This is a genomic window from Streptomyces durmitorensis (assembly GCF_023498005.1).
Lineage (GTDB): Bacteria > Actinomycetota > Actinomycetes > Streptomycetales > Streptomycetaceae > Streptomyces > Streptomyces durmitorensis.
The window spans coordinates 2,753,657-2,774,279 of the sequence record NZ_CP097289.1; the positions used below are offsets into that span (position 1 = coordinate 2,753,657).

Genomic DNA, 20,623 nt, shown 5'->3' on the forward strand with positions numbered 1-20,623 from the left:
CGGCGCCTCTGTTAATGCCGGAGGCCCACCGTGTTTACGGCATGTTGCGAATCCCTCACACGATCACGGTCGCGATCGCGGCCCCGATCAGCTCGCGAAGGAGCGCGCAGCCGGTGCACGGCCGTCGACCGCTCCGTGTGGGCCGCGGTGAGCGACCTGGCCCGCTCCGCGTCCCCGCGCGCCACCGCGTCGACGATCGCGGCGTGCTCCGCCCAGGCCTCAACGGGGGCTGCCGACGTCTCGACCACGTACATCCAGGCGATCTTGTGCCGGAGCTGGGTGAGCAGCGCCGTGAGGCCGGGGCTGCCGGACGACTGGGCGAGCGTCTCGTGGAACCAGCCGCCCAGCGAGCGCAGATCCTCGCTCTGACCGCGCCTGGAGCGCTCCTGGCCCAACCTGACGAGGCCGCGCAGGACCTTCAGGTGAGCCTCCGTGCGGCGCTGTGCGGCGCGGGCGGCGCCCAGCGGCTCCAGGAGCGTGCGGATCTCCAGGAGGTCGGCCGCCTCCTGTTCGGTCGGCTCGGCGACGCACGCGCCCGCGTGCCGCCGTGTGACGACGAAGCCCTCGGCCTCCAGGGTGCGCAGTGCCTCGCGCACGGGGACGCGGGAGACCCCGTAGCGGCGGGCGAGCAGTTCCTCGGTGAGCCGGCCGCCCCGTTCGTAGACACCGGAGACGATGTCGTCCCGGATGGCCGTGCACACCGAGTGCGCGGGAATGCGCATGACCTGACCTCCGCCTTAATCCCCGCGAAACGCGGTCGATCGACGCCTTTTCAGTGACTCTATTGCAGAGCGGCTGAATTTCCGACGGTCGGCCGAAATCCATGGATACTTTTGGCCAAAGGCGAGGCGGGAACGGCGAAAGCCCCGGCTCTCGACGAGCCGGGGCTTTCGGTGAATCAGGTGCGCTTCGTGCGACCGCCTGGGTCCGGACCGGATCAGACGTTGACGTCGTGCGAGCGGAGGTAGGCGATCGGGTCGATGTCCGTGCCGTAGTCCTCGCCGGTGCGGGCCTCGAAGTGCAGGTGCGGGCCGCTGGAGTTGCCCGTGGAGCCGGAGAGGCCTATCTGCTGGCCCGGAGTGACCGCCTGGCCGACGGTGACACCGAGGGACGACATGTGGCCGTACTGGGTGTACGTGCCGTCGTTCATCTTGATGACCACGTTGTTGCCGTAGGCGCCGCCCCAGCCGGCCTCGACGACGGTGCCGGAGCCGACCGCGTGGACCGAGGTGCCGGACGCGGCGTGGAAGTCGATGCCGGTGTGGCTGCCGGAGGACCACATGGCGCCGCCGGTCTGGTAGCCCGTGGAGACGTACGAGCCGGCGATCGGGGAGACGTAGCTGTTGAGGCGCTTGCGCTCGGCCTCGCGAGCGGCGCGCTCCTTGGCCTCGCGCTCCTTCTTGGCCTTGGCCTTCGCCTCGGCCTCCGCCTTGCGCTTGGCCTCCTCGGCCTTCTTCTTGGCGGCCTCTTCGGCCTTCTTGGCGGCTGCGGCGTCGTCGGCGGCCTGCTGCTGGGCCGCGGCCTGCGCGTCGATGCTCTGGGCGAGCGTGTCGCCGACGGAGATCGCCTGGGTGAGGCCGGTGTGCTCAAGGGCCGCGTCGTCGGCGGCGAGCGCCGGAGCGGCCAGGCCTCCGATGACACCGGTGGTGGTGAGGGCTGCGACGCCCGCCACGTTCGCGGTGGTACGCGTGAGGCGGCTCGGGCGACGGTGCTTCCCGGTGGCACGGGTGAACGCCATGAAGCGGCTGATCCTTTCCTTCCTTCTCGCCTACCGGGTTAGCTGACGGGTTCGGAGCAGGAAGGTCTCCTACGAGTCCCTCGCCTTGCGGCAAGGTGCCCGATTCACCCCAAGGGGACATGTGGGTCCCCGGCTCCCCTGGCTCGCGCCGTACGGGGACTCGGCGATGACTGTCCGGTGCCGCGGGTGCGGCGTACTGCATGACGAACAGCCGGACCGAACGCTAAGCGGGGCATCTTTCAATCGACAAACGGATCAACACTTTTGTAGCGCACGCCACAGGTCAGACACGTAACCTCCATACCAATTCGGACATATGAGGACCCCAGGGGCCGATTTCGGCCCCTGGGGTCCCGATATGTCCTGACTGTCACTCAGGCCGCACTCAGCCCGTGACCACACTCACTTCACCGATGCCGAGCGCCCTGACGGGCTCCTCGATCTGCGCGGCGTCACCGACGAGCACCGTCACCAGCCGGTCCACGGGGAAGGCACTCACCACGGCGGCGGTGGCCTCCACGGTGCCGGTCGCGGCCAACTGGCGGTAGAGCTGCGCCTGGAAGTCGTCCGGCAGGTGCTGCTCGACCTGGTCGGCGAGCGTGGCCGCGACGGACGCCGCCATCTCGTACTTGAGCGGGGCCACGCCCACCAGGTTCTGCACGGCGACATCGCGCTCGGCGTCCGTGAGGCCGTCGGCGGCGAGGGTGCGCAGGACCTTCCACAGGTCGTCGAGGGCCGGGCCCGTGGACTCCGTGTCCACGGAGCCGCTGATGGCGAGCATCGCGGCGCCCGTGCCGTCCGGGGCGGACCGCAGGACCTGGGCGAAAGACCGCACTCCGTAGGTGTATCCCTTCTCCTCGCGCAGGACGCGGTCCAGGCGCGAGGTGAGGGTGCCACCCAGGCAGTACGTGCCGAGCACCTGCGCGGGCCAGACGCGGTCGTGCCGGTCCGGTCCCACGCGGCCGATGAGCAGCTGCGTCTGGACGGCGCCGGGGCGGTCCACGATGACGACACGCCCGGTGTCGTCGGCGGTCACCGGGGGCACCGGGCGCGGCTCGGCCGTGCCACCTGTCCAGGCGCCGACGGTGTCGGCCAGGACGGCGTCCAGGTCGACGCCGGTCAGGTCGCCCACGACGACGGCGGTCGCCGTGGCGGGACGCACATGCTTCTCGTAGAAGGTGCGCACCGCCGCCGAGTCGATGGCCGTGACCGTCTCCTCGGTGCCCTGGCGGGGGCGCGACATGCGCGAGGTGGCCGGGAACAGCTGCCGGGAGAGTTCCTTGGCGGCGCGGCGCGCCGGGTTGGCGGCCTCGTGCGGGATCTCGTCCAGGCGGTTGCGTACGAGGCGTTCGATCTCGCTGTCCGCGAAGGCGGGGGCGCGCAGGGCGTCGGAGAGCAGGCCGAGCGCCTTCGGGAGGCGGGAGACCGGGACTTCGAGGGAGACGCGGACGCCGGGGTGGTCGGCGTGCGCGTCCATGCTGGCGCCGCAGCGGTCGAGTTCGGCGGCGAAGTCCTCGGCGGAGTGCTTGTCGGTGCCTTCGTTGAAGGCCCTCGCCATGATCGTGGCGACGCCGTCGAGGCCGGCGGGCTCGGCGTCGAGCGGCGCCTCCAGGTGGATCTCCACGGCGACGACCTGCTGGCCGGGGCGGTGGCAGCGCAGCACGGTGAGGCCGTTGTCCAGGGTGGCGCGCTCGGGCGCGGGGAAGGCCCACGGCCGTGCGGTGCCCGCCTGGGGCTGCGGGTGGAACTGCATCGTTGCGGCCTCGGTCACTTCGCCGCCTCCTCTTCGTCCTCGTCGGTGGCTTCGGCACCGGCTGTGGCGGCTGAGTCGTCGATGGGCTCGTACACGAGCACCGCGCGGTTGTCGGGGCGCAGGCGGGCCGCCGCGGCCGCCTTGACCTCTTCCGCGGTGACGTCGAGCACGCGCCCGACGGCGGTGAGGGCGAGCTGCGGGTCGCCGAACAGGACGGCGTACCGGCACAGTTCGTCCGCGCGTCCCGCCACCGTGGAGAGCCGGTCGAGCCACTCGCGCTCCAGCTGTGCCTGGGCGCGCTCCATCTCCTCGGCGGTGGGGCCCTCTTCCGCGAAGCGGGCGAGCTCCTCGTCGACGGCCGCCTCGATGACGGGGACCTCGACGTCGCCGGACGTCTTCACGTCGAGCCAGCCGAGCGAGGGCGCTCCGGCCAGGCGCAGCAGGCCGAACCCGGCCGCCACCGCGGTGCGGTCGCGGCGCACGAGGCGGTTGTAGAGCCGGGAGGACTCGCCGCTGCCGAGGACCGTGAGCGCCAGGTCGGCCGCGTCGCACGCGCGCGTGCCGTCCTCCGGGAGGCGGTAGGCGGCCATCAGGGCGCGGGCCGGGACCTCTTCCTCGACGACCTCGCGCAGCTCCTTGCCGATCGTGTCGGGCAGCGAGCCGTCGCGCGGCGGCTGCTTGCCGTCGTGCGAGGGGATGGACCCGAAGTACTTCTCGACCCAGGCGAGGGTCTCCTGCGGGTCGATGTCGCCGACGACCGACAGGACCGCGTTGTTGGGCGCGTAGTACGTACGGAAGAAGTTCCGCGCGTCCTCCAGCGTCGCCGCGTCCAGGTCGGCCATGGAGCCGATCGGGGTGTGGTGGTAGGGGTGGCCCTCGGGGTACGAGAGGGCGGTCAGCTTCTCGAACGCCGTGCCGTACGGAACGTTGTCGTAGCGCTGGCGGCGCTCGTTCTTGACGACGTCCCGCTGGTTCTCCATGGATTCTTCGTCGAGCGCGGAGAGCAGCGAGCCCATCCGGTCGGCCTCGAGCCACAGGGCCAGCTCCAGCTGGTGTGTGGGCATCGTCTCGAAATAGTTGGTGCGCTCGAAGCTCGTGGTGCCGTTGAGCGAACCGCCGGCGCCTTGCACCAGCTCGAAGTGGCCGTTGCCGTGCACCTGCTTCGAGCCCTGGAACATGAGGTGCTCGAAGAGGTGGGCGAGGCCCGTACGGCCCTTGACCTCGTGGCGCGAACCGACGTCGTACCAGAGGCACACCGCGGCGACCGGGGTCAGGTGGTCCTCGGAGAGCACCACGCGCAGGCCGTTGGCCAGCCGGTGCTCGGTCGCTGTCAGGCCGCCGGAGCCGGCCTCGGCTGTGGCCGTGTGACCCATGGGCATGTACGTCCCTTCGATCGCGAAAAGCTGGAAATTCTGCCAGTCGTGCCACTGTATGCAAGCGTGCTGACAACCGGTGAAGTTCCCGCTCCGCGCTCGGCGTAGTCGCGGCCGAAGTCCGGGTCGTGGTCGGCGTTGTCAGTGGGACAGTCCACAATGGTCGGCGTCAGATCCCGTTGATGCCCTGGCAGACACCGTGAAGGAGCCGCAGCAGCGATGGCCCGCCGCAGCACGAAGACCCCGCCGCCCGACGAGTCGTTCGAGGAGAAGATCCTCGACATCGACGTCGTCGACGAGATGCAGGGCTCCTTCCTCGAGTACGCGTATTCGGTCATCTACTCGCGCGCCCTGCCGGACGCCCGCGACGGCATGAAGCCGGTGCACCGCCGGATCGTCTATCAGATGAGCGAGATGGGCCTGCGCCCCGACCGCGGCTATGTGAAGTGCGCCCGCGTCGTCGGCGAGGTCATGGGTAAGTTGCACCCGCACGGCGACGCGTCGATCTACGACGCCCTCGTGCGCATGGCCCAGCCCTTCTCCATGCGGCTTCCGCTGGTGGACGGCCACGGCAACTTCGGCTCGCTCGGCAACGACGACCCGCCGGCCGCCATGCGGTACACCGAGTGCAAGATGGCCGACGCGACCTCCCTGATGACGGAGTCGATCGACGAGAACACAGTCGACTTCGAGTCGAATTACGACGGTCAGGAGCAGGAGCCGGTCACCCTGCCTGCGGCCTATCCGAACCTCCTGGTCAACGGCGCGTCGGGCATCGCCGTCGGCATGGCGACGAACATGCCGCCGCACAACCTCGGCGAGGTCATCGCCGCGGCCCGCCACCTGATCAAGCACCCCGGGGCCGACCTGGAGACGCTGATGCGTTTCGTGCCGGGCCCTGACCTGCCCACGGGGGGCCGCATCGTCGGCCTGACCGGGGTCAAGGACGCGTACGAATCAGGGCGCGGCACCTTCAAGATCCGCGCGACGGTGGCCGTCGAGAACGTGACCGCGCGCCGCAAGGGCCTGGTCGTGACCGAACTGCCCTTCTCCGTGGGCCCCGAGAAGGTCATCTCGAAGATCAAGGACCTGGTCGGCTCGAAGAAGCTCCAGGGCATCGCCGACGTCAAGGACCTCACGGACCGCTCGCACGGCTTGCGCCTGGTCATCGAGATCAAGAACGGCTTCGTCCCGGAGGCCGTCCTGGAGCAGCTCTACAAACTGACGCCGATGGAGGAGTCCTTCGGCATCAACAACGTCGCTCTGGTGGACGGCCAGCCCCTCACGCTCGGCCTCAAGGAGCTCCTCGAGGTCTATCTCGACCACCGCTTCAACGTCGTGCGCCGCCGCAGCGAGTTCCGCCGCGGCAAGAAGCAGGCCAGGCTGCACCTGGTCGAGGGGCTTCTGGTCGCACTCCTGGACATCGACGAGGTCATCCGCCTCATCCGCTCCAGCGACAACTCCGCGCAGGCCAAGGATCGCCTGATGGAGCGCTTCTCGCTGAGCGAGATCCAGACGCAGTACATCCTCGACACGCCGCTGCGCCGCCTCACCAAGTTCGACCGCATCGAGCTGGAGTCCGAGCGCGACAAGCTCAAGGCCGAGATCGACGAGCTGACCCGGATCCTGGAGTCGGACGCGGAGCTGCGCAAGCTGGTCTCCGCCGAACTGGCCGCCGTGGCCAAGAAGTTCGGCACGGACCGGCGCACGGTCCTCCTGGAGTCGGCGGGCACCCCGGCGCCCACGGTCTCGCTGCAGGTGGCGGACGACCCGTGCCGCGTGCTCCTCTCCTCGACCGGCCTCCTCGCGCGGACGGCCAACGGCGAGCCGTTCGCCGAGAGCGACACCAAGCGCGTCAAGCACGACGTGATCGTCTCCGCCGTCCCCGCGACCGCGCGGGGCGAGGTGGGCGCGGTGACGTCCGAGGGACGTCTCCTTCGCCTCTCCGTGGTGGACCTGCCGCAGCTTCCGGAGACGCATGCGGCGCCGAACCTCTCCGGAGGCGCGCCGGTCTCGGAGCTGCTCTCCCTGGAGGCGGACGAGAGCCTGATCTGCCTGATGACCCTGGACGAGTCATCGCCGGGCCTCGCCCTCGGCACCGAACAGGGCGTGGTCAAGCGCGTCGTCCCGGACTACCCGTCCAACAAGGACGAGTTGGAGGTCATCACCCTCAAGGACGGTGACCGGATCGTCGGCGCGGCCGAGCTGCGCACGGGCGAGGAGGACCTGGTCTTCATCACGGACGACGCCCAGCTGCTCCGCTATCAGGCCTCGCAGGTCCGTCCGCAGGGCCGCCCGGCGGGCGGCATGACGGGCATCAAGCTCGCGGACGGCGTCAAGGTCATCTCCTTCGTGGCGGTGGATCCCGCCGTGGACGCCGTGGTCTTCACGGTGGCGGGCTCGCGCGGCACGCTCGACGACTCGGTGCAGACGACGGCCAAGGTGACGCCGTTCGACCAGTACCCCCGCAAGGGCCGGGCCACGGGCGGAGTTCGCGTCCAGCGTTTCCTCAAGGGAGAAGATTGCCTGAGCTTCGCGTGGGCGGGCCCGACGCCGCCGCTCGCGGCCCAGCGCAGTGGCCTGCCCGCGGAGCTGCCGGAGATCGACCCGCGCCGCGACGGCTCGGGCGTCTCCCTGGCGAAGCCGGTGGCGGCGGTGGCCGGCCCGGCGTAATCAGTCGCCCTCCGGCTCCTGTACGTACCTCAGTACGCCCCACATGCTGTGCTCGTCTTCGGCACCGGCCTGTGGGGCGTACTCACGGCACGCCTCGAGCTCTTTCTCCAAGGCGGGTACGTCGATGCCCGCCCCGATGAGCACGAGCTGGGTGAGCCGGGACTCGCCCGGGGCCCACGGCTCGGGGTAGAAGCGCAGGAACCGCCCCACGGCGTGCACGGCGTACTTGTTGCGCGGGTCGGCGGCGCCGAAATCGACGTACCCCTTGATGCGGTAGAGCCCTTCGGGCCGACTGTCGAGGAGAGCCATCAAGGGGCGGGGGCTCATGGGCACTTCGGAGGAGAAGGAGAGGCTCTCGTAGGCGGAGTGCAGGTGGTCGTGGTGCGCGTCATCCGGCTCATGGTGATGCAGGTCGTCGAAGGACAGCTGCCCGACCCGCTCCCCCACGGGCTTGCGGTCGAGAAGCAGCTCGACGTCGACGCGTCCGTACGACGCGGCGACGACGGCCGCACGGTCGGTGAACCCCCGGACGACGCCGAGAATCCGCTCTCGCTCCGCGTCGGGAACGCGATCGACCTTGTTGACGACGACGAGATCGGCGATCCCCAGATGCCGGTCGACTTCGGGATGCCGCTCGCGGGTCGCGTCGAACTCAGCGGCATCGACGACCTCGACGAGCCCTCCGTACACGATGTGCGGATTCTCGCTGGCGAGCACCATCTTCACGAGCTCCTGCGGCTCGGCGAGACCACTGGCCTCGACGACGATGACGTCGATGCGAGCGGAGGGCCGAGCGAGTCGCTCCAGATACTCGTCGAGTTCGCCGGCATCCACGGCACAGCAAAGACACCCGTTGCCGAGCGAGACGGTCGAGTCACCGAGCTGCCCGGCGACGGACATGGCATCGATCTCGATGGACCCGAAGTCGTTGACGATGGCACCGATCCGGCTGCCGCCGCTGCGGTGGAGCAGATGATTGAGCAGGGTCGTCTTACCGGAACCCAGGAAGCCGGTCAGGACGACGACCGGGATTTGCCCGGCACACGGCTGAGTCAACGTGCGACCCCTTTCACACTGACGCGTGCACCGGCGCGGGCGCCAGCTCTCGTACGACGAATGAATGCTGCCCCAGGATACGAGCGCGTAGAAACACCGCGAAGTGAACGATTGTTAGCGGCGCAGGCGGGGCACACATTGGGCACGGCGCCGGGACATGCGACCGCAGCTGCCTTCCGTGCGCCTCCTCTCCGCCTCCCTGCCGATCAGAGCCGCTCGGCATCCTGGAAGGCGGCAAGCGCGCCGCCCATCGCTCGCCGGTCCTCTTCCTGTCGACCCGCATCCGACGACCGGCGGACGGTCGCCGATTCGGGGGTTGACATGGCCACACAGAAATTTGGGATACGGGGGTTGGGGTCCGCAGCCGTCGCGGGCCTTGCTTTCACCGTCGGGGCTCTGACGGTCCTGACCGCTCAGCAACGCAAGCACGGGCCGCTGCGGCTGCGACTCGCGCGCACGGAACAGTCCGACCACCAGCACAACGCCAACCTGATCGCGCAACAGCGACTGCAGTTCGACATGCTCAGCAAGGCGATGGACGACCCCGACCTGGCGTCTGTCCTGGACACCTTCGACGTGACGCTCGACCCCAGAACACTCCGGCAGTACCTGTTCGCCAACGCGGTGTACACCAACGCACTGATGTTCTGGCGCGTCGGCAACATCAGCTGGGAAGAGGCGCACGGCCATCTGCGCCTGATCTGCCAGAACCCGACCTTCCGTAACTACTGGAAAGCCACACGGCCGCACCGGGCCAGCCTGCTGGACGCTTCTGACGAGGCCCGTCTGGGGCGAATGGTCGACAAGCTCGTCCAGGATCTCGAGGAAGCGGATACCGACGAATGGTGGGTCGTCGGCGAACCTCCTTGCGAATAGCCCCAGTTGGGTGACGGGAGGGCGCCACGCGGGCGGTCGGCCAAGTTTGTCTCAGGCAGCACCAGTCCCTAAGGTAGGCGCGCGCGACATGCCCCAGAACGGCACTGCTCAAACCTCTGCCACGCCTCAGGCTGCGCTTCCCCTCTCCGCCGCTCCTAAGACTGGAATACCGTTGAAGATCGTGCGCCGCATCGGTGCCTCTCCCCAGCAGCGGGGAAGCACCTCAGGACAGTCATGTCCCGATGTATTCGAACTCAGCGATGGAAACTTCGCTGTCATCGGGACAGAAGCAACAGCGGCGCTCGAGAAAGAACTCCCGCCCGACGCCTCGCGGGCGGACTACGAACGCATCGTGATCGTGAGCCGCGACACGCTGGTTCGCGCCAAGGGCGACATCCCTGACGCCTGACGTCAGTTGGCGTACGCCGGACGGGCTCGGTCGCTCCAGGAGCCGAGCCCGTTTCGTATGCCGCCCCCTCTAGAGGACCGTCGGCCGCACCCTCTAGAGGACCGCCGGCACCGCTTGTGGCGCCGCCTCCCCCACATACCGCGCCGCAGGGCGAATGATCTTCGAGTCCTCCGCCTGCTCAAGGACGTTCGCGCCCCAGCCCACCACCCGCGCCGCGGCAAACGTAGGCGTGAACATCTCGCGCGGCAGGCCGCACAGTTCCATGACGACTCCCGCGTAGAACTCCACGTTGGTGTGCAGCTCGCGGCCCGGTTTCAGTTCGGCGAGGATCGTCTCGACCTGGCGTTCGACCTCCACCGCGAACTCCACCATCCGGCCGCCGAATTCCTGCGCGATGCCCCGCAGCATGCGCGAACGCGGGTCCTCCGTGCGGTAGACGGGGTGGCCGAAGCCCATGATGCGGTCCCCCGCGAGGACCCGCTCGCGGATCCAGCCGTCGATGCGGTCGGGCGTACCGATGGCATCGAGCGTGTCGAGCGCGCGGCTCGGCGCCCCGCCGTGCAGCGGGCCCGACAGCGCCCCCACGGCACCCACCAGACAGGCCGCGACATCCGCACCGGTCGAGGTGATCACACGAGCCGTGAACGTCGACGCGTTGAAGCCGTGATCAATGGTTGAGATCAAGTACTGCTCGATCGCCCGCGCACGCTCGGGTTCCGGCTCCGAACCCGTCAGCATGTAGAGGTAGTTGGCCGCGTACGACAAGTCGTCGCGCGGCTCCACGGGGTCGAGCCCCTGCCCCAGGCGGTACAGCGCCGTGAGCAGCGTCGGCACCACGGCGGACGCGGCGAGCGCATCGGCGCGACGCTGGTCGCCGTCGATGTCGTAGACCGGACGGAAGCCCTTCGCCGCACCGAAGAGCGACAGCGCCGTACGCAGTCCGGACAGCGGCCCCGACAGGGCGCTGGCGCGGGCTATGGCGGGCAGCGCGGCGCGCACCTCGTCGGGCAGCCTGCGCAGGGGCGCGGTCCGCGCGGCGAAGGCGGACCGCTGCTCGGCGTCCGGCAGCGCGCCGTGGAACATCAGGTGCCAGACGTCCTCGAAGCTGCGGGTCTGCGCGAGCTCGACGGCCGAGTACTGGCGGTAGTGGTAGAAGCCCTCATATCCCCTGACGTCTCCGAGCCGGGTCTCGGTCACGACGACGCCCGCGAGCCCGCGGGGGACCTCCACGGGGGCGGTGGGGGCGGTGGTGGAGCCATTGATCGGCATGGTCTTCCTCGACTCTCTCGACTCTCTCGAGCCTTCCTCCCTGGACTTGATTCGACTGTCCATGCTTGACTGAACCCCTGTCAATATTGATTGGATCAATATCGGACGGAATGGATACGGTGATGCCCATGACGGATCAAGAGGCCACGCCCAAAGAAGGCCGGCGCCTGAGCACCCGGGAAGCGGCCGAACTGCTCGGCGTGAAGCCGGAGACCGTGTACGCCTACGTGAGCCGCGGCCAGCTCAGCAGCCGCCGCGGCCCCGGCTCCCGGGGCAGCACCTTCGACGCCAAGGAGGTCGAGTCGCTCGCCCGCAAGAACCGCCGGGAACCCGCGGCCACCTCCGCGAGCAGCGAGCTCTCCGTCCGCACCCGCATCACACTCATCGACAAGGACCGCTACTACTACCGCGGCGTGGACGCGACGGACCTGTCCCTGGCGCACTCCTACGAAGAGGTCGCCGAGTGGCTGTGGACCGGCGTCATGCGCCCCGGAATCCGCTTCACCGCCCCCAAGGAGACCGCTGACGCCGCACGCCGCGCCGTCAGCGCGCTGCCCGAGCACAGCGGCCCGACCGACCGCCTGCGCGTGGCCGCCATCTCCGCCGCCGCAGCCGACCCGCTCCGCTTCGACCTCTCCGAAGAAGCCGTCATCGGCACCGCGCGCACCCTCATCCCCACCCTCGTCACAGCGCTGCCACCGGTCAGCCGCGCCCACCGGGACGGTGGCCCCCTGGCCCACCAGCTCTGGGCACGGCTGTCCGGGCAGCGGCCCCACGACGCCTCCCTGCACGCCCTGGACACCGCGCTCGCCCTGCTGGTCGACCACGACCTCGCCGCGTCGACGCTCGCCGTCCGCGTCGCCGCCTCCGCCCGCGCCCACCCGTACGCGGCGGTGTCGGCCGGCCTCGGCGTCCTGGAGGGCCCCCTGCACGGCGCCGCCAGCGGCCTCGCGCACCGCATGCTCCTGGACGTGCTCGACCGCGGCAGCGCGGCCCCCGTGGTGGCCGACGAGCTCCGCGCGGGCCGCCGCGTCCCGGGCCTCGGCCACCGGCTCTACCCCGGCGACGACCCGCGCGCGCAGGCCCTGTTCGCCCTCCTGGAGGTCATCCCCCAGGCCGGCCCCGCCCTGGCCGCCGCCCGCGACGTGGTGGCCACCACGGCCCGCCACACGGACCTGCACGCCAACGTCGACCTGGCTCTGGCCGTCCTGACCGCCTCGTCCGGGATGCCCGCCGAGGCGGGCGAGACGCTCTTCGCCGTGGCGCGCACGGCCGGCTGGATCGCGCACGCCCTGGAGGAGTACGGGGAACGGCCGCTGCGCATGCGTCCCAGCGGCCAGTACGTAGGGCTGCGCCCGCCCCAGCCGATGCCCGCGCCCGACGGCGGATGAATCACCGCAGACCCGGCGCGGGTTAGGCTCACCTCTGTGAGTAAGTGCGCCACCGCTTCGCGGGATCTGGACGAGCCTCTCGCGGGGACCGCGGCCACAGCCAGGACCTGGCTGCTGCTTGAACAGCCGGGCCCGTGGGGCGCCAAAGCGCTCACTTCGAGCCACCTGGATCCGGAGATCGGCCGCGCCCTTGAGGCCGCCATCGAGGGAACGGGCGTACGCATCGCGCTCATCCGCCGCCCCGGCCGCCATGCCGACAGCCACGCCCCGGCGCGCCGCCGGGTCTACGTGGGCCACACCGCGCCCGGCAACACCTGGCTGCGCGGCCACGTCACGGACAGGCCCGAAGAGCTGCTCGACCTCGACTTCGCGGCACTCGGCGCGGGCGACCACGGCGGATTCGGCACCCCGCACACGGGCGCCCCGCTCGCCCTGGTCTGCACGAACGGCAAGCGCGACCGCTGCTGCGCCCTCCTGGGCAGGCCGCTGGCCGCCTCGCTCGCCACATCCGGTGAACAAGGCGTCTGGGAAGTCACTCATCTGGGTGGTCACCGCTTCTCCCCCACACTGCTCGTCCTGCCCTACGGCTACGCGTACGGCCGCTCCGGACAGGTCGCCGTCAAGGAGATCCTCGAGGGCGTGCGCACGGGCCGTGTCGTCACCGAAGGCTGCCGGGGCAGTTCCGCCTGGGACCGCCCGGGACAGGCCGCCGAGCTCGCGGTGCGCGCCGCGACGGGCGAGGACGCCGCGGGGGCCCTGAGCGTCGTCCACACGGACGGCACGGCCCCGCGCTGGGACGTGACGGTCGCCCATACCGACGGACGGCACTGGCGCGTGACGGTCGCCCAGGGAGCTTCGCTGCCGCCACGGCCCGAGAGCTGCGGCGCGGAACTCGCGGCCCCGGCGCGCATGGATGTCGTGGCGGTGCGGCGGATCACGTACGACGCCGGACAGGAGATCCCCGCCACAGTGACTTCGGAGTAGCCCTCCGGTCGCCGTACCGTTCGTACACATGAGCCCGACCTCCCCTGCCCGAAGACTCCGCCTCGGCCTGCCGCGGCGCGTCTTCTCGCAGGTGCTGCTCATGCAGCTGGCGATCGCCGCCGGAGTCGCCGTGCTCGCCACGGGGCTCTTCCTCGCGCCGCTCAGCGATCAGCTGGACGACCAGGCGATGCGCCGCGCGCTCGCCATCGCGCAGACCACGGCCGCCCAGCCGCACATCGCCGACGACCTGCGCTCCTCGAAGGCAACGGTCGACGGGCCCGTGCAGGCGGAAGCGGAACGGATCCGGCGTGCCAGCGGCGCCGAGTACGTCGTGATCATGAACAAGGACGGCGTTCGCTGGTCGCACACCGACCACGACGAGATCGGCCGGGTCGTCTCGACCGACCCCAGCGACGCGCTCGCCGGGGACGAGGTCATGGAGATCGACGACGGCACTCTGGGCCGCTCGGCCCGCGGCAAGGTGCCGCTGCGGGACATCGACGGGGACATCGTGGGCGCCGTCTCCGTGGGCATCGAGTACGACAGCGTCCGCGCTCGGCTGATCCACGCGATCCCCGGGCTCTTCGCGTACGCGGGCGGGGCGCTCGCCGTCGGCGCCCTCGCCGCCTATCTGATCTCGCGCAGGGTGCAGCGGCAGACGCGTGACCTGGCCTTCTCCGATATCTCGGCGCTCCTTGCGGAACGCGAGGCCATGCTGCACAGCATCCGTGAGGGTGTCGTCGCACTGGATCGCGCGGGCCGCATCCGCCTCCTCAACGACGAGGCCCAGCGCCTCCTCAGCCTCGGGACCGAGGTGATCGGGCAACCGCTCGACACCGCGCTCGGCCCGGGCCGTACGACCGACGTGCTCGCCGGACGGGTCACGGGCACCGACCTGCTGACCGTCCGCGGCCAGCGCGTCCTGGTCGCCAACCGCATGCCCACGGACGACGGGGGCGCCGTCGCCACCCTGCGCGACCGCACCGAACTGGAACAGCTGGGCCGCGAGCTGGACTCCACCCGGGGCCTCATCGACGCCCTGCGCGCCCAGGACCACGAACACGCCAACCGCATGCACACGCTGCTCGGCCTCCTGGAGCTGGAGATGTACGAGGAAGCCGCGGAGTTCGTCGGCGAGGTGGCGGGAGCACACCGAGTGACCGCCGAGCAGATCACGGAGAAGATCGGCGATCCGCTGCTCGCCGCGCTCCTGGTGGGCAAGGCCACGGTCGCCGCGGAGCGTGGCGTCGTCCTCGCCGTGCCGCGCGACACCGCACTGCCCGACCGCCTGATCGACCCCGGCGGCCTCGTCACCATCGTCGGCAACCTGGTCGACAACGCGCTCGACGCGGCGGCGGGAACGCTCCACGCGCGCGTGGAGGTCGATGTGCGCACCGAAGGGCGCGCCGTCGTCCTCCAGGTGAGCGACACGGGCCCTGGCGTACCGCCCGAGCAACGCGAGACGATCTTCACGGAGGGCTGGTCCACCAAGGAGCCCCCGGCGCACGGCAAGCGCGGCATCGGGCTCGCCCTGGTCCGCAGGCTCGCCGAGCGGCAGGGAGGCAGCGCGCGGGCCGACGCGTCGCCCGACGGGGGCGCCGAGTTCACCGTCGTCCTGCCCGAAGCGCTCGCACAGGCCGAACTGGCCCCCACGGAGGAGACACGATGATCGAGGTGCTCGTCGTGGACGACGACGTCCGGGTCGCGGACGTGAACGCCGCCTACGTGGCGAAGGTCCCCGGCTTCCGGGTGGCCGCGAAGGCCCACAGCGCCGCCGAGGCCCTGCGGCTCGTCGAGGAACTCCCCGTCGACCTGGTGCTCCTCGACCACTATCTGCCGGACGAGACGGGTCTCGCGGTGGTCCGTACGTTGCGTGAGCGCGGCCACCAGACCGACGTGATCATGGTGACCGCCGCGCGCGACGTCGCCACCGTCCAGGCCGCGATGCGCCACGGCGCCCTGCAGTACCTGGTCAAGCCGTTCTCGTACGCGGGCCTTCGCGCCAAGCTCGACGCGTACGCGACCTTGCGCCGCACCCTGGACGGCGGGGGCGAGGCCGAGCAGGCCGAGGTCGACCGGATCTTCGGCGCCCTCTCGGCGACTCCGGCGCCCGAGCTGCCCAAAGGGCACTCCCCCACCACGGCCGAGCTGGTCCGCAGGGCGCTGATGGGCGCTGAGGGGCCTCTTTCCGCCCAGGAGTTGGCGGACCGCACCCGGCTGAGCCGCCAGACCGCCCAGCGGTATCTGAAGCTCCTGGAGCGCTCCGGGCGGGTCCGACTCAGCCTGAAGTACGGCGACACGGGCCGCCCGGAGCACCGCTACGAGTGGGCGTCCAGCGCCTCCTGACCGAGCCTCGCCCCGTCGTTCCTCTCCTGGAGGGCGATCAGACCTGGAGCGCGGTCAGACCTGGAGGGCGGTCAGACGGCTCCCGCCCCGGTGAGCGACCGCACTTCGGTCTCCGCGTGCTTGGCCTCGTCCGCGGACTCCGGCGAGGTCACGGTGCCCAGCCATCCGGCGAGGAAGCCCAGCGGGATGGAGACGAGCCCCGGGTTCTCCAGCGGGAAGTACTGGAAGTCCATCCCGGGGAAGAGGGAGCTCGGCCCTCCGGAGACCACGGGTGACAGCACGACGAGCACCAGGGAGGGCACCAGGCCCCCGTAGACCGACCAGACCGCTCCCCGCGTGGTGAAGTTCCGCCAGAAGAGCGAGTAGAGCAGCACGGGCAGATTCGCGGACGCGGCGACCGCGAAGGCGAGACCCACCAGGAACGCCACGTTGAGGTCCCGGGCCAGCAGCCCCAGGCCGATCGCGACCACGCCGATCCCGGCCGCGGCGAGCCGCGCCACCGCCACCTCACTGCGCGGCTTCGCGTGCTTGCGGCGCAGCGAGGCATACAGGTCGTGGGCCACGGAGGCAGAGGAGGCGAGCGTAATCCCGGCGACGACGGCCAGGATCGTGGCGAAGGCGATCGCGGCGACGATGGCAAACAGAACCGTTCCTCCTGTGGAGTCCGCGCCGCCGCCCAGATCGAGCGCGAGGAGCGGAACTGCCGTGTTCCCCGCGGCATTCGATCCCCGTACGGCATCGGAGCCCACGATCGCGGCGGCGCCGAAGCCGAGCACGATCGTCATCAGGTAAAAGCTGCCGATGAGACCGATGGACCAGACGACGGAGCGACGGGCGGCGCGCGCGGTCGGCACCGTGTAGAAGCGGGAGAGGATGTGCGGCAGCCCGGCCGTGCCGAGGACGAGTGCGAGCCCGAGGCTGATGAAGTCCAGGCGCGAGGTCCAGTCCCCGCCGTACTTCAACCCGGGCGCGAGGAACTGGCTGCCGTGTCCGCTGCGGTCGGCCGCGGTCCGCAGCAACTGGTCGAAGTCGCCGTGGAAACGCACCAGAACGAGCACGGTCAGCGCGATCGCGCCGCACATCAGCAGGACCGCCTTGACGATCTGGATCCAGGTGGTGGCCCGCATCCCTCCCAACGACACATAGATGACCATGAGCGCGCCGACGCCGATCACCGTCCAGGCCTGCGCCGCCCCGCTCGTCCCGCCCAGCAGCAGCGCGACCAGTGAGCCCGCCCCCACCATCTGCGCCACCAGATAGAGAACGGACACGGTCACGGAGGAAGTTCCCGCCGCGATGCGCACGGGCCGCTCCTTCATCCGGGCGGCGACGACGTCGGCGAGCGTGAACCGGCCGCAGTTGCGCACCAGTTCGGCCACCAGGAACAGCACGACCAGCCAGGCGACGAGGAAGCCCACCGAGTAGAGCAGCCCGTCGTACCCGAAGAGCGCGATCAGTCCGGAGATGCCGAGGAAGGAGGCGGCCGACATGTAGTCGCCTGCGATGGCGAAACCGTTCTCCATGGGCGAGAAGAGCCGCCCGCCCGCGTAGAACTCCTCCGCCGAGCCGTGCCGGTTGCGGCTCACCCACGTCGTGATGGCGAGCGTGACGGCCACGAACACCCCGAACAGCAGGAGCGCGAGCGTCTGGTGGTCCCCGGTCATCGCTCGCTCCCCCGGGCCAGTTCCTGCTCGCTCCGCTGGTCGTGCTCCCGCTGTTCCTGGATCCGTTTCTGGTCCTGCTCCCGCTTCTGCTCGAACACGGCCCAGCGCAGATCGAGCGCCGCGCGATCCCTCCTCAGCCGGGCATGCCGGGCGTAAGCCCAGGTCAGCAGGAAGGTCGAGAGGAACTGCCCGAGGCCCGCGAGCATCGCGACGTTCACGGATCCGGCGACGGGCCGCGCCATGAGACCGGGCGCCGTCGTCGCGGCTACTACATACGCGACGTACCAGGTGAAGAAGACGGCCACCCCAGGGACGACGAACCGCCGATAGCGGCCGCGCACCTCCTGGAAGGCAGCACTGCGCTGGACCTCCAGATAGATGTCGGCCGCGCTCGCGCTCCGCTCCGGCGCGGCTCGGGGCGGCACCACGGGCGCCGGCGCACCCGTGCCGTCCAACTCGCCCCAGCCGGACGCAAGCGCGTCGTACCAGGGATCCCTCGGATCACCGGTCCGCGCCTGCCCGGCATCGCGCCCGTCGTGCTTCTCCACCGAACTCTCCTTGTCCGCAGCCTTGTTCGGCTGCGTGCCCAAGGATGGACAGAACGGGAAGATCCCTGACTCTTCTCTCCCTTCTCTTCACCCCATCAGGTGAAGGACCTCGTGGAAGAACCCACTCAGGTGGGCCGGGCGGTCGGGGGCTTGGAGAGTCCGTGTCCATAGGCGTAACGGACCGCCTGCGCGCGGTCCTTGAGCCCCGTCTTGGCGAAGAGGTTGTTGATGTGCGTCTTCACCGTCGCGGTGGAGACATGCATCGCGCGGGCGATCTCCTGGTTCGTCATCCCCTCGGCAATCAGGACGAGCACCTCGGTCTCACGCGTGGTCAGGCCGTCGGGCGGCTCCGGTGCGGGCGCGGGCAGCTCGGACTCCGAAAGCCGCTCCAGCAAGCGCCGTTGGATCTGCGGCGAGAGCCCCGCGTCGCCCGAGAGCACGTCCTCCACGGCCCGCACGATCTCCTCCCCACCGGCGTCCTTGGTCAGATAGCCGCGCGCGCCTGCCCTCAGCGCGGGGAACAGGGAGTCGTCGTCGGCGAAGGTCGTCAGCACGACAACCTGCGTTCCCGGGTACTCGGCACGGATGCGACGGGTGGCCTCCGCGCCGTCGACCCGGGGCATGCGCAGGTCCATCAGGACGACATCCGGGGCGAGTTCGGCGACGAGCCGAACGGCCTCCTCGCCGTCGCCCCCGGAACCGACGACCTCGATACCGGGCAGCAGTCCCAGCAGCATCACGATGCCCTCGCGCACTACGGTCTGGTCGTCGACCACGATCACCCGCGCCGGCACCTTGGCGCCGCTCTCCGTCGTCATGTGGGCACCTTCAGCGTCACGATGAAGCCTTCCTCACCAGGACCGGCCGTCAGGGAGCCGCCCAGCAGCTCGGCCCGCTCCCGCATTCCGAGCAGACCGTACCCGGCCCCGGAGGCGGCGAGTTCGCCCGGCGCCCCGCCCGAATCCCGTATGTCCAGCGTCACTTCCCTCTCTTCGTACGCGAGGCGCACGAGCACCTTGGCGCCGGGCGCGTGCTTGCGGACGTTCGTCAGGGCCTCCTGCGCGACGCGGCGCACCGCCTGTGACGCCTCGGCGGGCAGAGCGCGCCGCGCCCCCGTCACGGACACCGATGCCCTGTCCGAGGCGACCAGTTCCCGCAGGAAGTCCTCGACCGGCGTCATCTCGCCGCGCAGCGCGGAGAGTGCCTGCCGGGTCTCCTCGAGCCCTTCGCGGGCCATGGACCGCGCCGCCACCACGCGCTCGAGAATCTGATCGCGTGTCGCCTCCCCCTCGATCAGCAGACGCGCCGCCTCCAGGTGGACGAGCTGCGCTGAGAGGCTGTGCGCGAGCACGTCGTGGATCTCCCGGGCGATGCGGGCCCGCTCCGCCAGCGCGGCCGTCTCGGCCTCCGCGGTGCGGGCGGCCCGCTCCTGGGCGAGCAGCCGCTGGGCGTTGCCCCGCGCGTCGGCGTCGAGCCGCAGGGTGTACCCGGCCAGCGCGAGCCCGACGACGACGAGGCCCGTGACGAGCCAGTTGTCGTTGTTGTACGCGGCGAACGCCGCCATCGCCAAGGGCACACAGACCGCAGCCGCCAGCAGCGGCAACCGCTCCAGGGACAGGACTGCCGTTCCGCACCAGAGGACGAGCGCCAGCACCCTCCAGTCGCCCACCTGCGCGGCATAACCGCACCCCATCAGCAGGACCAGCAGAGTGACGGAGAGCCACAGCCGATGGTCGAACGAGGTGCGCAGGAACGCCCAGACAAGCCCGGCGCAGAGCACGACCAGGCCGATCCCGGCCGCCAGGCGCCAGCCCCTGTCGTGATGGAACGCGTTCCACAGCAGGCTGCCCGCGATCACCACCCGTAGGACCCTGACGAACCACAGCCGCGCGAGGCTCTGCCCTTCCCTGGTGAGCACTTCCCGGGAGGGCCATCTCATCCACCGGTCCGAGATCACACGGGGTCCTTCCGCATCGGCTCGTACGCCGCGTCCGCAACACCGTACGCCGGGCGGAGCAGGCCGGCCCGCTGCGCCAGCATGCCGCTGCGCACCAGGAGCGTGGCCGCGAGAGCCAGCATCAGAGCGGCGCTGCCCTGCCGCACCCCCATCAGCGCACCGATACCGAACAGACCGAGCCGCAACGCAATCCCGACGCCCCAGACGATGGCGGTGGCCTTGGTCCCCTTGCCCCACATGGAACCGTCCGGCGCTGTCCACACATGCGTGGTCCGCGCCCAGCCGAAGCCGATGGCCAGACCGACCAGCAGCTCCGCACCGAGCAGGACGACGGCCGCCGCCTGGTGGTGGGGATCCAGCACGTCGGGCTCACGCACGGCAAGGAAGACCAGCACAGCTGGTATGACCCACCAGCGCCTGTCCGAGGTGATCTGCTGCACCTTGAACTGACGCACGATCACCAGCGCGACGACGGCGCAGACCACCAGAACATTGGCGAGCCCAGACATGACGGCCTCCGTGGGACGAGGAAGTGCGGAGCCGATCCGAGGAGGATCGACGCCTTCGACGCTACGGAAAAGACCTG

General features: G+C 70.4%; 18 protein-coding genes and 1 riboswitch. Of the genes, 7 read left to right on the forward strand and 11 right to left on the reverse strand.

All coding sequences use genetic code 11. The features are described 5' to 3' along the window. Nucleotides 1–11: 11 nt before the first annotated feature. The 4 genes from M4V62_RS12210 to M4V62_RS12225 all read right to left on the reverse strand — a co-directional run bounded on the left by M4V62_RS12210 (nt 12) and on the right by M4V62_RS12225 (nt 4,870). Nucleotides 12–722 carry a GntR family transcriptional regulator gene (locus M4V62_RS12210; protein WP_249587284.1) on the reverse strand — a complete coding sequence of 237 codons (711 nt, stop codon included), beginning with the start codon at nt 720–722 and terminating at the stop codon, nt 12–14. A gap of 215 nt (nt 723–937) precedes the next feature. Beyond that, nucleotides 938–1,738 (reverse strand): M23 family metallopeptidase, encoded by an 801-nt coding sequence (locus M4V62_RS12215; RefSeq protein ID WP_249587285.1) that lies wholly within the window; start codon nt 1,736–1,738, stop codon nt 938–940. 12 nt (nt 1,739–1,750) lie between these two features. Then, nucleotides 1,751–1,914: riboswitch (cyclic di-AMP (ydaO/yuaA leader) on the reverse strand. A gap of 209 nt (nt 1,915–2,123) precedes the next feature. Further along, entirely contained in the window at nt 2,124–3,509 is a 1,386-nt protein-coding gene (locus tag M4V62_RS12220) for a M16 family metallopeptidase (protein ID WP_249587286.1), read from the reverse strand. Then, nucleotides 3,506–4,870, reverse strand: a complete 1,365-nt coding sequence (locus M4V62_RS12225; RefSeq protein ID WP_249587287.1) for a M16 family metallopeptidase — start codon at nt 4,868–4,870, stop codon at nt 3,506–3,508. Before M4V62_RS12225 ends, M4V62_RS12220 begins: the two co-directional genes overlap by 4 nt. 213 nt (nt 4,871–5,083) lie before the next feature. Between M4V62_RS12225 and M4V62_RS12230 the strand changes: the two genes are divergently transcribed. Beyond that, on the forward strand, nt 5,084–7,537 hold the full coding sequence (locus M4V62_RS12230) for a DNA gyrase/topoisomerase IV subunit A (protein ID WP_249587288.1): 2,454 nt from the start codon (nt 5,084–5,086) through the stop codon (nt 7,535–7,537). On the opposite strand, the gene M4V62_RS12235 is transcribed toward M4V62_RS12230, so the two are convergent. Further along, the gene (locus M4V62_RS12235) at nt 7,538–8,593 is read right to left on the reverse strand and encodes a CobW family GTP-binding protein (protein WP_249587289.1); all 1,056 of its coding nucleotides are present in this window, start codon (nt 8,591–8,593) and stop codon (nt 7,538–7,540) included. 321 nt (nt 8,594–8,914) lie between these two features. Here M4V62_RS12235 and M4V62_RS12240 point away from each other — a divergent pair, with 321 nt between their 5' ends. Together M4V62_RS12240 and M4V62_RS12245 are read left to right on the forward strand one after the other, a co-directional pair. Next, on the forward strand, nt 8,915–9,469 hold the full coding sequence (locus M4V62_RS12240) for a DUF6082 family protein (protein ID WP_249587290.1): 555 nt from the start codon (nt 8,915–8,917) through the stop codon (nt 9,467–9,469). Nucleotides 9,470–9,641: 172 nt separating this feature from the next. After that, nucleotides 9,642–9,878, forward strand: a complete 237-nt coding sequence (locus tag M4V62_RS12245) for a hypothetical protein (protein WP_249587291.1) — start codon at nt 9,642–9,644, stop codon at nt 9,876–9,878. Between the two features lie 93 nt (nt 9,879–9,971). Here M4V62_RS12245 and M4V62_RS12250 read toward each other — a convergent pair whose 3' ends face one another. Beyond that, nucleotides 9,972–11,147, reverse strand: coding sequence for a citrate synthase/methylcitrate synthase (locus M4V62_RS12250; protein ID WP_249587292.1), 1,176 nt, complete (start codon nt 11,145–11,147; stop codon nt 9,972–9,974). Between the two features lie 128 nt (nt 11,148–11,275). Here M4V62_RS12250 and M4V62_RS12255 point away from each other — a divergent pair, with 128 nt between their 5' ends. The 4 genes from M4V62_RS12255 to M4V62_RS12270 are packed head-to-tail and all read left to right on the forward strand — an operon-like array spanning nt 11,276 to nt 15,868. After that, nucleotides 11,276–12,538, forward strand: coding sequence for a citrate synthase family protein (locus M4V62_RS12255; protein WP_249587293.1), 1,263 nt, complete (start codon nt 11,276–11,278; stop codon nt 12,536–12,538). 36 nt (nt 12,539–12,574) lie between these two features. Further along, on the forward strand, nt 12,575–13,522 hold the full coding sequence (locus tag M4V62_RS12260; RefSeq protein ID WP_249587294.1) for a ferredoxin family protein: 948 nt from the start codon (nt 12,575–12,577) through the stop codon (nt 13,520–13,522). 28 nt (nt 13,523–13,550) lie between these two features. Next, nucleotides 13,551–15,191 carry a sensor histidine kinase gene (locus tag M4V62_RS12265; RefSeq protein WP_249587295.1) on the forward strand — a complete coding sequence of 547 codons (1,641 nt, stop codon included), beginning with the start codon at nt 13,551–13,553 and terminating at the stop codon, nt 15,189–15,191. Further along, complete coding sequence (locus tag M4V62_RS12270) at nt 15,188–15,868, forward strand: response regulator (RefSeq protein ID WP_249587296.1); 681 nt, start codon at nt 15,188–15,190, stop codon at nt 15,866–15,868. Before M4V62_RS12265 ends, M4V62_RS12270 begins: the two co-directional genes overlap by 4 nt. A 71-nt stretch (nt 15,869–15,939) precedes the next feature. On the opposite strand, the gene M4V62_RS12275 is transcribed toward M4V62_RS12270, so the two are convergent. The 5 genes from M4V62_RS12275 to M4V62_RS12295 form a co-directional block, all read right to left on the reverse strand. Continuing rightward, a complete protein-coding gene (locus tag M4V62_RS12275) occupies nt 15,940–17,532 on the reverse strand; it encodes a solute symporter family protein (protein ID WP_249587297.1) in 1,593 nt (530 codons plus the stop codon). Then, complete coding sequence (locus tag M4V62_RS12280) at nt 17,529–18,080, reverse strand: DUF485 domain-containing protein (RefSeq protein WP_249587298.1); 552 nt, start codon at nt 18,078–18,080, stop codon at nt 17,529–17,531. Before M4V62_RS12280 ends, M4V62_RS12275 begins: the two co-directional genes overlap by 4 nt. Before the next feature lie 125 nt (nt 18,081–18,205). Then, nucleotides 18,206–18,898, reverse strand: a complete 693-nt coding sequence (locus M4V62_RS12285; protein ID WP_249587299.1) for a response regulator transcription factor — start codon at nt 18,896–18,898, stop codon at nt 18,206–18,208. Further along, nucleotides 18,895–20,037, reverse strand: coding sequence for a sensor histidine kinase (locus M4V62_RS12290; RefSeq protein ID WP_249587300.1), 1,143 nt, complete (start codon nt 20,035–20,037; stop codon nt 18,895–18,897). Before M4V62_RS12290 ends, M4V62_RS12285 begins: the two co-directional genes overlap by 4 nt. After that, the gene (locus M4V62_RS12295; RefSeq protein ID WP_249587301.1) at nt 20,034–20,546 is read right to left on the reverse strand and encodes a DUF1453 domain-containing protein; all 513 of its coding nucleotides are present in this window, start codon (nt 20,544–20,546) and stop codon (nt 20,034–20,036) included. The genes M4V62_RS12290 and M4V62_RS12295 overlap by 4 nt, the downstream gene beginning before the upstream one ends. Nucleotides 20,547–20,623 lie beyond the last annotated feature (77 nt).